This is a genomic window from Aquimarina sp. AU119, assembly GCF_900312735.1.
Lineage (GTDB): Bacteria > Bacteroidota > Bacteroidia > Flavobacteriales > Flavobacteriaceae > Aquimarina > Aquimarina algiphila.
Map to the genome: position 1 here is coordinate 560,197 of NZ_OMPF01000014.1, position 13,922 is coordinate 574,118.

Annotated in this window: 6 protein-coding genes; 5 read left to right on the forward strand and 1 reads right to left on the reverse strand. The window is 33.0% G+C overall.

Annotated elements, in window-relative coordinates; all coding sequences use genetic code 11:
• Positions 1–241 precede the first annotated feature (241 nt).
• The 3 genes from DK442_RS13260 to DK442_RS13270 all read left to right on the forward strand — a co-directional run bounded on the left by DK442_RS13260 (position 242) and on the right by DK442_RS13270 (position 3,628).
• Complete coding sequence (locus DK442_RS13260) at positions 242–715, forward strand: DUF6252 family protein (RefSeq protein ID WP_109436353.1); 474 nt, start codon at positions 242–244, stop codon at positions 713–715.
• Between the two features lie 365 nt (positions 716–1,080).
• Positions 1,081–2,793, forward strand: coding sequence for a family 16 glycoside hydrolase (locus tag DK442_RS13265; RefSeq protein WP_109436354.1), 1,713 nt, complete (start codon positions 1,081–1,083; stop codon positions 2,791–2,793).
• A gap of 274 nt (positions 2,794–3,067) precedes the next feature.
• Positions 3,068–3,628, forward strand: coding sequence for a hypothetical protein (locus DK442_RS13270; RefSeq protein WP_109436355.1), 561 nt, complete (start codon positions 3,068–3,070; stop codon positions 3,626–3,628).
• A gap of 272 nt (positions 3,629–3,900) precedes the next feature.
• Here the strand turns inward: DK442_RS13270 and DK442_RS13275 are convergent, their stop codons facing one another.
• Positions 3,901–5,637: a lipopolysaccharide assembly protein LapB gene (locus DK442_RS13275; protein WP_109436356.1), complete on the reverse strand. Its 1,737-nt coding sequence runs from the start codon at positions 5,635–5,637 to the stop codon at positions 3,901–3,903.
• A 1,734-nt stretch (positions 5,638–7,371) separates the two neighbouring features.
• Between DK442_RS13275 and DK442_RS13280 the strand changes: the two genes are divergently transcribed.
• Positions 7,372–10,764 carry a glycoside hydrolase family 9 protein gene (locus tag DK442_RS13280; protein WP_109436357.1) on the forward strand — a complete coding sequence of 1,131 codons (3,393 nt, stop codon included), beginning with the start codon at positions 7,372–7,374 and terminating at the stop codon, positions 10,762–10,764.
• Between the two features lie 480 nt (positions 10,765–11,244).
• The coding region (locus DK442_RS13285) for a glycoside hydrolase family 9 protein (RefSeq protein ID WP_235010955.1) at positions 11,245–13,922 on the forward strand (2,678 nt) is incomplete at its 3' end.

The following is a 13,922-nucleotide window of genomic DNA, read 5'->3' on the forward strand; positions in this document are numbered from 1 at the left end:
GTTTTTTGATGATATTAAAACACCTATCATCTTTGCTGAATAATAAATTAAAACTTTATAAAACCGACAAAAAATGATTAAACAATTTTACCTATTATTTCTAGCTACTGTTGCTTCAACGCAATTAATTCCTTGTGATAAAAGTGATTCACCTGGGTTGTCAGATATTTCAGGAAACTACATTATATATTAAAAAACTAGGGTTTCTAGTTCTAGCAACTACTCTTAAAATACAACTACTATGAAAAAATTTCTTTTACTTTTTGTTATCGTTTCTGTTCTTTCCTCATGCAGTAAAGATGACGATTCATCTGCTATATCTTTTGGAAGAGCAACTTTAAAAATTGGTTCTGTTGAAAAAGTATTTACACAAGCGAACTCTTTTAATAATGGGGTTCTTACTTTAGGAAATACAGAAGAGGAAATAGCAGGTTTATTTTTCCCAATACCAACAACCTTTCCAATAACGTATGATATGGATACCGAAGATATAATAACAGGTCATTATATTATAGGAGGGAAACGATATAATGCTACAAATGGAAATTTAGGAATTGGAAAAATGGGATCTTTAACGATTACAATTACTGCATATAGTAATTCTAAAATTTCAGGAACATTTGAGTTTATTGCTATTAGTGATGATGGAGAAGAAATACGTGTTCAGCAAGGTGTTTTTGATGAAATCCCTGATTTAGATTCGATTATAGATTAAATGGATCACTTTATCTTTTTTAGTTGTATAAAATGTATTTCTAGTTCTGACCTACTGACAAACTCTTACTAGTTTTCTAAAGTATAGAATCAATAAAATTGAAAATAGACTAAGACTTTTTTTTGCCTCCAGATCAAAAACGAATTAGGCCTATTTTTTATAGATCTTAATGAGTTTTGACAACTAAAGGCTTTTAGAAAGTGACTTTCTAAAAGCCTTATCATAGTCGTTTGTGTATTGTAAACGAATATGCAAAAAATCCTTAATTCAAAGAATACATTTTATTTCATAAACCACCTCGGTGATTTATGAAATAAAAAAAAGAGAATAATAATAGTTTCACAGATTATCAAAATAATATAAAAATGAAAAAAAAGTACTTTATAAATTATTTAGTAATAGCACTATTAAGTTTAACCAGTGTTACTGCCCAAGAACAATTATGGAAAGGAACCTTTGATGGTTGGGATTTTGGTTTTAAAGACGGAAAAGGAAACCGAGATGAGTTTTGGAAAATCCAACCTGACGGAGAATTACATGCTACAGGAGGCACATGGTATGACCGCCAAAGTGGTATGCGTACAGCAAAACCCTATAGTAATTATGAATTAACTTTAGAATATAAATGGTTAACACCCGGGAGTGGTGATCAAGATGGTAACAGTGGTATCTGGATTTATGGAGAAAATAATTTTGATCAAGATAATGGAGGATTTCCAAACTCTATAGAAGTACAGCTTAAAAAGGGTGAAGCAGGAGATCTTCTTAGAAAGGGAATGGATATAAAAGCTAGGCCCGGCTACCTTAATAAAGGTAAGTATGGAAATGGAAGAACAAGAGAGGAACAATTACCAAGACGTGGTGATCCTAAAGATATCATAGAGTATTTTCATAAAGAATGGAATACAATGACCATAAGATGTGAAGAAGATCTTATTTCTGTATATCTAAACGGATTTTTGATTAATCAAGGGAACGTTTTTAAAAATGGAAAAGCTATAACTTCTGGATTTATAACATTGCAATCTGAATTAAAGAATCTAGCTTTTAGAAACATTTATATTGAAGAAATAGAGAAGACAGAGAGTTGTTCTATTAGTCCTACAGTATATGACAAACACGGTATTACTAATAATACAGCTAGAAATGATGATTACGCTGAAATTGAAATTGGAGGGTATGTATTATTATGTGCGTTTACCGAGAGTGAAGGAACTTGGACCTGGACAGGCCCAAATGGTTTTAGTGATGTAGGAAGGTGTATTACTATTCCAAATGTTCAGAAAGATCAATTTGGAATCTACACAGCTACTTTTGCTGGCATCAATAGATGTAATGCCTCCCATGACTTTGAAATAGGGCTTGAAAAAGAGGTATCTGGCACCTATCATTTTATTAACGTAAAAACTAAAAAGTACCTGGATGCAGATCCAAATACAGTGGTAAAACAAGGAAATAATGAAGCAGATGATAATGATACACACTGGAACTTGATCCCTTCTACCCCGGGGTATTTTTTTATAGATAATGATAAGAAAGACCGAGGGCCTTTGGTGGCAGCATCTTCACTACATAATAGTATATCTTACGAGGCAGAAGAACTACTTAAGATTCCAGCTCCTCGAAGAGAGTGGAAAGCTATCAAGGTTGGTTATAACACTTACCGATTTTTAAGCAAAGATGAAGTAAGAGGATATTTGACAGCGATTGACAATGGAGAAGTAATAAATACAGGCAATTGGAGAGGAGACGAAGGAGCCACAGAATGGGAATTGGTTCCTATTTCCAACAGCAAAAAAATAGATAATAAACCAACTATTAGTAAAACAGATCCTAGTAATATTCTTATCACTCCAGTCCCTAATAATGGATCATTTACAATTCATTTTAATGGACAAAAAATATCAGAGGTCTTAATTTACAATATGACTGGTCAAAATGTATACAACAAAACCTTTGGAGAGCGAAAATCTACGAATCATTTATTAGTAAATCAAAAATTTGTATCAGGAATATATACAGTAAAGACAATAGATACGAATGGTAATACAACAAGTACCAAGTTTATGGTTAACTAGTGTATAAATTGTTTTTGAGTTAATAAGATGATAACCCTATTTCTATCAATTCTAAGCCAGAACATGAATCAATTATTGGTTTTTAAATAATTATTCATGAGTGATTTAGAAAAGTTTGGTAATCAAAAAAATGGTGGTATATCATATTAAAACCCGAAAAAAAAATCACATAAAAATCTGTTTTTAACGCATTAAATTTTGTCAGGCATTATAGCTCCTTTTTTGTCTGATAGTTTGTATATAGGAGTTCAAACAATAAATTAATATTTTAATTATGAGAAAATTTTTATTACTAGCTGCAGTTATTTTATTAGGTATAACAGCTACAAATGCACAAGTTAAACTTGGTTTTGGTCTTGGTTATGCTCTTCCTTTGGGAGATGCTTCTGATTTCTTAGATGGTGGCGTTTCTGCACACTTTGAATTAGGATATGGTGTCACCCAAGATATTGATGTCTCTATCTTATATCAAGGAGATTTTTTGGTAGGAGGTGATCAAACTATAAATGGGCAAAATGTATCCTTTGGAGCATTAGCTATAGGCAGTTACCTTGTAAATGGTCGATACTTCTTTAGAAAAGAAGGATTTAGGCCTTATGGTAGTCTAGGATTAGGTATTTCTTCTATAGGATCGATAGAAATAGAATCCAATACTATGGGAGATCAGGTAGTTGCAGGAAGCACATCTAACTTTGCAATTCGTCCGGCACTTGGTTTCAAGTATGGTGTTCTGAATATGAACGCAGCTTATCTAAATGCGGGTAAAGTGGGTGATGCTTCGATCAGTAATTTTACCATAAATATTGGATTGTTATTTACTTTCGGAGGAGAGTAATGAGATCAAATTATAATGCTAAAAGAGAACGCCTAAAAGATATTTGAGAGGAAGGTATGACCACTAAATTAGTATATATAAAGTAATCAAAAGAATACTAAGAACGTTTATTTATTTGATTAAAATTCAAAAGACGGTACTCTTCAATATCATACTTTACAATTGAAACTATTATAATTAGTATAGGTTGAGTTTGTGTTAAATACAATTAAGTTTCAATTCAGATCCCTGGGAGTAGTTACCCGGGGATCGTTTTTTAAGTAACTATATAATCAAACTGTTGCTTCTACAATATCCCTGAGATGTTCTTTTAATGAAACATCTTCGGGAATACTGATTTTTTTCTTCACTCTTTTTCTAGCCATTTTTACTGCGTGTACAGATACTCCTAATAGTTGAGCAGATTCTTTTATGGATAGATTTAGTTTTATCAATAAACAATGCCTTATATCATTTGTTGACAGATCAGGGTAATGAGCATTGATTTGAGCTGTAATACCTGGGTATTGCGATTCGATTCGATTTTTTAGAATACCAAGATCAGAGGTAGATGAAATAAATTGACTTAATCTTTTTTCTGCTTCAAGAATTTCATCATGGTTGTTATATTTTATGGCAGAAGATAAGTACTTTTTAATAGTAGAGAGTTTATTTAGTTTTTCATTAACCGATATCATCGTAGCCAAAAACTCCTCTTCTTTACTCTGTATGTGTTTTTCTAAAATGTTTTTTTCATTTTCTTTAAGGAGTTCGATTTGTTTTTCGCTTCTGTGATATTTTTTATAAAGCGCAAAGGATAATAAAAATAACAAGAAGCTAAATAAACCAATATAAAGAGAAATTATATACAGTCTTTGTTTTTCATTTTTATAGCTTAGAATATCATTATCCCTGGTTAAGAGTTCATTTTTATATTCTTCTTCTATCAATTGTATTTTTCCTTCGGATATTTTAGAAATATCTTCATTTCTTTTGTTGTAAAGGCTATCAATCAAGGATCCATATTTTTGATAATAGTTAGATGAAGCTTTCCAGTTATTTGTTTTCTTATAAATAGCACCTAGGCTTTCATAAGCAAATGCAATATCCATTGGATCATCTGGGTTTTGTAAAATTGCATTATTAAAATGAATAATGGCTTCTTTGGGATTGTCTAATGAGTTATAGATTTTTCCTAAGACCAATGAATTTATAGCGGCATAAGAACTTAATTCGGGCTTATTATGAATAATCTTTTTAGCTTCAATAGATTTTTCAAGTGCAATTTCATGATTCCCCAGACTTCTATATGCATCAGCAATAGAAGTCATTATATAACTAATTTCCCCTTTTTTATCAGAATTTTGAATACTTTCAAGATTTGCATTCCACCAATTGATTGCTTTTCCATATTCTTTTTTATCAAAATGAGCTAGTGCTAAACTCGAATATAGACGATATCGCAGACCTTCTTGTTCAATTACATCCCTATTTTCTAATAATTCTTTAGAATATGCCAAGACTTTATCAGGTTCTCCTAATTTTAGATGGCAATTAAGAATGTTCATTTTAGTAATTATTGCCGTTTTCCTATCCTTTTGTCTTAAATTAATTTCAAGTGTCTTGTGATAATATTTTAAAGCTTGATAATGAAATGCCTGATGTGTTAAAATATTAGCTTTATTATTATAAATATGAGGGAGTATGAATTCTAGATCCTGATGCTTTTTAATTAAATTCTCTCCTTTTTCATAGACAACATTAGCGCTGTCAATCATAGAGTTGTTAGTATAATAAATTCCGAGATTAACCAGATTTTGTAATTCTCCTTTGGGATAATTAACCTCCCTTGATAGGGTTAACAACTTCTTTAATAAATCTCCATTTCCTATAAGATCTTTTTTGGCAATTTCTGATAAGCTATCAATATATCTGATTTGGTGAATAGAAGGTATAGAATCCTGAGAATGTATTGTATTATAGAGAAATATAACACAAATGATTACTATTCTGTTGGTTAGGTAGGTCACTTTGGTTTTAGGGGTTTGTTATACGTCTTTTAACTACAACGCACCAAAATAAAAATAGTACGCTTTATGTATTCTTTTTTTTAACCATGTACCCTTAATGTACCCTATTGTAAAATCAAATTTTACATCGCATAGGAGTATTTTTGAATTCCAATTTAAATATAAAAGATTATTCTATTCTATGCTAACAAAACAATATAACATAATACTTATAACCTATAACAAATCGTTTTACACAAACTCACTATATGAAAACCATATCATCTAATAGCAAGACTTAGATCTGCTTTAATACATACATTTAGAGTATACTTTACTTTAATAATTATGTTACAATATTTTATAGAGAAAGACTGTATGATTTTAACATGATATGTACTCTTTAAAACCGACGCATTGTCAGAGTATGGCCCTGGACAAAGCTGGAAGGACATTAAATATTAATGTACTCGTCTGGGGCTATAATCAAAATTTTTATAAATTATAGAATGTTCAAAGCCAGTAGATAAAAGTTGAAAACAAAAAACGTTTTGTTTTCATTTCCCTAAATCACACAAATTAAAACTTAACAAGAAATGCAAAAAACATTTTACTCATTCATAAGGTCATTTATGATTTTAAGAATACTAAAATCAAATACAGAAATATCTTCTTAATGGCAAAAATTAAGATACCATCAAATAAATTTAACAGGAACTCTTTTCATTCGTCTAATTTGAATTGAAACTTAATTTCTTAAAAAGATTAAGAGTGTAAACCCATGTAGAAAAACAAAACTTAGATGTAACCCCATACTTATGAAAACCAATTTTCTTACTCAGATATTCTATATTCTGCAAGGCTATATTTTGCCTTATAACCATAAAAAATAACGCAAAAATGAGAATGTTTAATTTTTAGTGTTAAAAAAGTGTCTATACATCATTGATTAGTAACTCTTTAAAATATAGACGTGTTGCCAAGCAGAATTTATTTCCTTCAAACCAAGGTTGGAATTAAAATAAAGTTTGTTATAGAATATAATCTTAAAACCCTAAAATAATTTATGAAAGACTCCTTGAAATATGAGCATAGTTCTACATTCTATGCTTGATGTGTGACTTCTGAAACACACAATTAAACTATTTAAAAATTGGAAATGATCCCACATTTCAAAAATTAGAAATGTGATTAGGGACTATAGAAATTAAATACGCTACCAATATCGTATTTGATTGATAGTTCATTACTAATATTAAAAGATTTATAACCATAAATACGTAAGCTAAACTCTTAAAACCCTAATAGCTATGAAAAATAGTATAAAATCACACATTATTCTTCTATTGTGTGATATGAAAGAAAAACTAGCAGAACAATTTAATCATAGAGAAATACTTGAAAAATCTCTGTTATTTAATGTCTATAGGGAATAATATTACTATTCCTTTCATAAGACAAAAATAGATAGAGTTTACTTTTTTAAAGTAAAAACGACGCTATAGTTGTTCTTTAAATATAACACTTCTACAGATATATAATCAATTCTAATTTTTTAGAAGATAAGACCAACAAATTAAAATTTTTGTAAAAATTTGATCATAACCCTTAAAACCTATATAGTAAGTATGATAGTAAAAAAAGTTAAAACAAACAGTAAGAAAACAACTAGTCCGATTCTGGATTCTGTTTATCACACAAATCAGTTGTTAGAAAAGACCAACAAAACATACCAAAATTAAAACACCAAACATTATGAAAAACATTATGAGATCAGGTGTATTGCTATTTTTCTACTTTTTATGTAGTACAATGAGTGCACAATTTAATTATGGAGAAGCCTTGCAGAAATCGCTTTTCTTTTATGAAGTTCAACAATCGGGAAAGTTACCAAGTTGGAACCGAGTAAGCTGGAGGGGAGATTCTACCACAGAGGATGGATCTGATGTTGGATTAGACCTTAATGGAGGCTGGTTTGATGCAGGAGATCATGTAAAATTTAATTTCCCAATGGCATTTAGTGTTACAGCTTTGGCTTGGGGAGGTATCGAATTTAATGATGCATATCAAAACAGTGGGCAATTAGATATTCTTAAAAGAAACCTGCGTTTTGTTACAGATTATTTTATAAAATGTCATACTGCTCCAAATGAGCTATATGGCCAGGTTGGTAATGGTGGAATAGATCATGGATGGTGGGGATCACCAGAAGTATATCCTAGAGAACGCCCATCATATAAAATTGATGCTGCTAATCCAGGTTCTGATCTTGCCGCAGAGACTGCAGCTGCAATGGCAGCAATGAGTATATTAATAAAAGCAGACGATCCTGCGTATAGCGCAACTTTAATAGAACATGCGAAACAACTATATGATTTTGCAGATACGTATAGAGATGAATATTCAAACTCTATAACAGATGCAGCAGGTTTTTATAGATCGTTTAGTAGCTACAACGATGAAATAGTCTGGGGAGCAATTTGGATGTATAAAGCTACAAATGATCCAAAATATTTAACAAAAGCAGAAGCAGAATATGACAATTTACAGAAAGAGGGACAAAGTACCACCTCAAAATATAAAGAAGCCTTCTCTTGGGATGATAAAGCTTATGGATGCTATTTATTATTAGCACAGATAACAGGAAAAGATAGATATGTCCAAGATATTGAACGTAACTTGGATTACTTTGCTCATAATGTAAATGGAGAATCAGTTCCTACAACACCTGGAGGGCTTCCACACCTTAGACAATGGGGTACCGTTAGATATGCATCTAATCAATCTTTATTGGCCTTGATTTATGGAGATAAAGTAACTACAGATCCAGTTAAGCAAGCTAGATATACAGGTTTTGCTAAAAGAATGGTAGACTATGCGTTAGGGGATAATCCTATTAATAGAAGTTTTATGAATGGCTTCGGAAATAATCCTGCTAATGATCCTCATCACAGAGGAAATAGTGGAAATTGGACAAATAGTGATAGTGGTCCACCAACTGCAGCAAGTCATATCCTATATGGAGCAGTAGTAGGAGGCCCCAAAGAGCCGGATAATGATAATTTTGTAGACGATAGAGGAGAATTTGTGGCTAACGAAGTTGCTTGTGATTATAATGCATGTATCACAGGTGTCTTGGCTAGGATGTATGGAAAATTTGGAGGAAATCCACTTCCTGACTTTCCAGTTGATGAAGTGCCTACTAGAGCCGAAATTCGTTCGTTTTCAAAATTTAATAGCAATAATGCATTTGGATCTACGATTAGTATAATTATACAAAATAGAACAGCTTGGCCTGCAAGAGTAACAGACAAGTTAAGTTACAGGTATTATTTTGATATTTCCGAAGGTATTGCGGCAGGAAAAACTATTGCTGATTATGATATTACGCTTAATGGTATTGGTGGTAATGCTACAATGACGGTTAAACCCGCTGGAGGAAGTGTTTATTATGCAGAAATAACAAATCTACCGTCAATTGCACCTATAGGAGACCCCGCATTTAGAACTGAAACTCAAATCAATATAAGAGTTGCTAATGGAGTTCCTTATGATACTGCTAATGATTGGTCTGCACAAGGACTAAGCAGCGGAGCAGTAGAAAGTGTTAATATTCCTGTATATGATAATGGGGTATTGGTATTTGGTTCAGAAATAGATGGAGGGAATACTCCTACTGCTTCCTTTACAGCTACTCCAGAATCAGGGACTGCACCCTTAGAAGTATCTTTTGATGCCTCTGCATCTTCAGATCCAAATGGTGATACACTTACTTACACTTGGGATTTTGGTAATGGTCAAACCTCAACATTAGCAACTCCAACAGTTACATTTACAGAGATTAAGACATATACAGTAAGTCTTACAGTAAGTGACGGCACTAATGTTTCTTCACCATTTACTAAGGATATTGTAGTGTCTGATGGTAACATTGCACCAATTGCCAATTTTACGGCTACACCAACAACAGGTATTGCTCCGGTAACGGTTAGTTTTGATGCATCGTCATCTACTGATGCAAATGGTGATACACTTACTTATACTTGGGATTTTGGAGACGGAAACACAAGTGTTGGAGTCACTGCAACCCATATCTATGCTTTAGTAGGTAATTACACGGTAACACTAACAGTAAGCGATGGAAGTAAAACAGATATAGCAACAGAAACCATAAATGTTACTGATGGTAGTCCGATTGCATCATTTACAGCAAGTGCCGAATCAGGAGTTGCTCCTTTAGCTGTAACTTTTGATGGGTCAGGGTCTTTAGATCCTGCCGGAGGTACGCTTAGTTATAGCTGGGATTTAGGAAACGGAGAAACTGCAACTACTGCAACCGCTTCTACTACTTATACTACAGAAGGACAGTTTACAGTAACACTTACAGTAACAAATGCTGCAGGAGATATTGATACAGAGACAAAAACAATTACCGTTACAGATGGTAGTATAAGTTGTAATTTCGGAGCTCCTTTATCAAATCCATTACCAACAATTGCTAATGTTTCTTATACAAATATTTATGTTTTAGGAACCGGTGGTCCTGATTTGAGTAATGTTACCAATTTTACCATCAATTGGGATTTAGCTAATAATGGATTATGGCAGTTTTCAATGAATACAAGTAATGGTATACCTAGCTGGTGGAATAATTTTTTACCAAAAATCACTCAGAATTTTAATGCTGCCGAACCATCAATTACAATTACAGATTCTGGATTTACAGGATTAGATGGAGAGTATTGGGCAACTATAGATACAGGAAATTTTGTATTAGTTTCAAAATCAGGAGGATTTACTATTTATTTTAGTTCTTCTGCTACAGCTCCTGATTGTGGTAATGGTTCTAATACTCTAGTGTTATCGGGTCCTGAGTCTAATGTTATGATAACTCCTAATCCTGCGGTAAATGTTATCAATGTATCTATTAATAGTAATAAAGCTAAGAAAAGTGATGCTATGACCGATGTTGTGATAAGATTATTCAATTTAACGGGCAATGTTGTTAAAACTCAACAATTCAAAAGCAAAGAGCAACAATTACAAGCTCAAATACCTATTGAAGGATTAGAATCGGGAATATATATATTAGAAACATTTGACGTCATATCAAATCAAAGAACACAGAGCAAAGTGATCGTTAAATAGATAATTTTTAATCTAAAGAAAGAGAGAGGTTTTTTAAACCTTTCTCTTTTTAAAGAACTAGAGCGGATTTAATAAATAATCTAATTTTTTTAAATAGTAGATGTTTGTAATAGAGTAATATACACTCAATTCTTCTTCTTCTTTCTAGCATTATTAGTCACTTTAATAAAAAAACTGACTTTTTTAAAAGTAAAAAGTACGCTTTAGTTGTTATTTAAATATGACACAAACTATAACTCCTATAAACACTTCTACACATACATCCTTAATTCTATTCTTTATATAAATAAGAATAACAATTAGAATTTATAGAAAAACTAAATAAAAAAACCTTAAAACCCAATTGATACTTATGAGTAAAAAAAACCTTATAGCAAATAGCAAGTCAATAACTATTCCTTCTGGAAATGCCGTTTGTTACACAAATCAGCTGTTAGAAAAAAACCAACAAAAAACACTAAAATTAAAACCCTAAACATTATGAAAAACTTTATGAGATCGGGTGTAATGTTATTGTTCTGCTTAGTATGTAGTACAATGACTGCACAATTTAATTATGGGGAAGCCTTGCAAAAGTCTCTCCTATTTTACGAAACACAACAATCGGGTATTTTACCTGATTGGAACAGAATTAGTTGGCGATCAGATTCTGGAATCAATGATGGTAAAGATGTAGGTCTTGACCTTACTGGAGGATGGAATGATGCAGGAGATCATGTTAAATTTGGATTTCCAATGGCATTTTCTGTGACCGCACTTAATTGGGGGTTTTTAGAATATAAAGATGGTTATGACGCCGCAAAACAGACAGAACATTTTAAAAGAAATGTTAAATGGGTAACAGATTACTTTATAAAATGCCACCCATCACCTAATGTTTTTTATGCTCAGGTAGCCGATAGTAAATCACAAGATCATAACTTTTGGATGCCAGCAGAAATGGTTGATGTACATCCAATGTATGGTCAACGTAAATCTTATGCGTTAACAACTACCAAACCAGGTACAGAAGTTGCTTGTGAAACAGCAGCAGCATTGGCTTCAGCTAGTATCATTTTTAAAGATAGCGATCCTGCATATAGTGCAACATTGCTTAGACATGCAAAAGAATTATATGAGTTTGGTGATACCTATAGAGGATTATATAATGAAGATGGAGGAATTCCAGCTACAGGAACATATTCTTCAGGTAATTTTAAAGATGAATTAGCTTGGGGTGCACTTTGGCTTTATAAAGCTACAGGAGAACAAAAATATTTAGATAAGGCAGAAGCAGAATATGCACAGCCAGATTTTTTATGGAGTCTTGTTTGGGAAGATAAATCTTATGGTAATATGGTCTTATTATCAATTATCACCGGAAAAGAAAAATACAAAGCAGATGCAGAACGTCATTTAGACTGGTGGCAAAAAGGTGGCGGAGTTAGTTATTCTCCAGGTGGTCAGGCACACTTGACGCAATGGGGATCTTTACGTCATGCAATGAATGCTTCCTTAACGGCATTAATATATAGTGACAATGTAGCTACACCTAAGAAAAAACAATATCACGATTTTGCAGTAGCTCAGGTAAAATATGCATTAGGTGATAACCCTAATAATAGAAGTTTAGTTACAGGTTTTGGTGTAAATCCACCAACAAAACCACATCATAGAGGTCAACATGCAAGTTGGTCAAGAAGTTCTGCCAATCCAGTAGAATCTAGACATACAATGTGGGGAGCTTTAATGGGAGGACCTATGGCTGCAAATGATGTATTTGTAGAAGATAGAGATGATTTCCAGGCAAATGAAGTTGCTACCGATTATAATGCTTGCTATCAAGGAGTGTTGGCAAGAATGGTTATGGAATTTGGAGGTACACCATTACCAAACTTTCCACAACCAGAAAAAGCAGGTGTAGAATTCATTAATGAGGCAAAAATTAATAATGATCAAGCTCGTTTTACTGAGGTTGCAATTTGGTTGAATAACCGTTCTGCTTGGCCAGCAAGAGTTGCAAATAAATTAACAGCAAGATATTTTGTAGATATTTCTGAAGGAGTAGCTGCTGGTTTTACAGCTAGTGATTATACGCTTACGGCACGTGGAGCAGGTTCAACTACAACAACAGGTTTACAAGTTTGGGATGCTGGTAGTAATATCTATTTTGCTGAAATAGAAGTTGACAAAGACAAAATGCCTTTCCCAGGAGGTCAGGGAGAATATAGAAGTGAAATTCAATTAAGAGTTTCTTTGCCTAATGATGCGCCAGTATCAGCTTGGGATGCGTCAAATGATTTTTCATATGCAGGATTAAACAATAATCTTAAAATTTCTGAGAATATTCCTATCTATGTAGATGGGGTACTTACTGGAGGTAAAGAACCAAACGGTGGAGAAACACCCACGGCATCATTTACAGCTACTCCAGAGACAGGAGTTTCACCATTAGAGGTTAGTTTTGATGCTAGTGCATCTTCAGATCCAAATGGAGACGCAATTACATATAGTTGGGATTTTGGTAATGGAGAAACATCGACATTAGCAACACCTAAAGTAACATTTACAGAGATTAAGACCTATACAGTAACACTTACTGTAAGTGATGGTACTAACATTTCTACTCCTGTGACCAAAGATATTGTAGTCTCAGATGGTAATATTGCACCAGTTGCTGATTTTACAGCTACTCCTACAACAGGAATAGCTACAGTTAATGTTAGTTTTGATGCTACAGCTTCTACCGATGCAAATGGAGATACTCTAACCTATGCTTGGGATTTTGGAGATGGTACAACAGGTACAGGGATAACAGTAGATCATTTATATGCTGCCATTGGAGAATATACAGCTATATTAACGGTTAGTGACGGAAGTAAGACAGGAACCAAGACCACGACAATAACTGTGACTGACGGAAGTCCTGTTGCTTCATTTACAGCAAGTGCAGAGACAGGTGTTGCTCCATTAGCTGTTAGTTTTGATGCTTCGGGATCATCAGATCCTGCAGGAGGTGTACTAACGTATAATTGGGATTTTGGTAATGGAGAAGTAGCTACTACAGCAACCGCTTCTACTACATACACCACATTAGGACAAGTAACAGTAACACTTACGGTGACAAATGCTGCAGGAGATACAGCTTCTGCTACAAAAACAATAAATGTTACCGATGG

Excerpts from the sequence above, each read along its gene's own strand:
- DK442_RS13260 (WP_109436353.1), top strand. The coding sequence starts at position 242 with ATGAAAAAATTTCTTTTACTTTTTGTTATCGTTTCTGTTCTTTCCTCA.
- DK442_RS13265 (WP_109436354.1), top strand. The coding sequence starts at position 1,081 with ATGAAAAAAAAGTACTTTATAAATTATTTAGTAATAGCACTATTAAGT.
- DK442_RS13270 (WP_109436355.1), top strand. The coding sequence starts at position 3,068 with ATGAGAAAATTTTTATTACTAGCTGCAGTTATTTTATTAGGTATAACA.
- DK442_RS13280 (WP_109436357.1), top strand. The coding sequence starts at position 7,372 with ATGAAAAACATTATGAGATCAGGTGTATTGCTATTTTTCTACTTTTTA.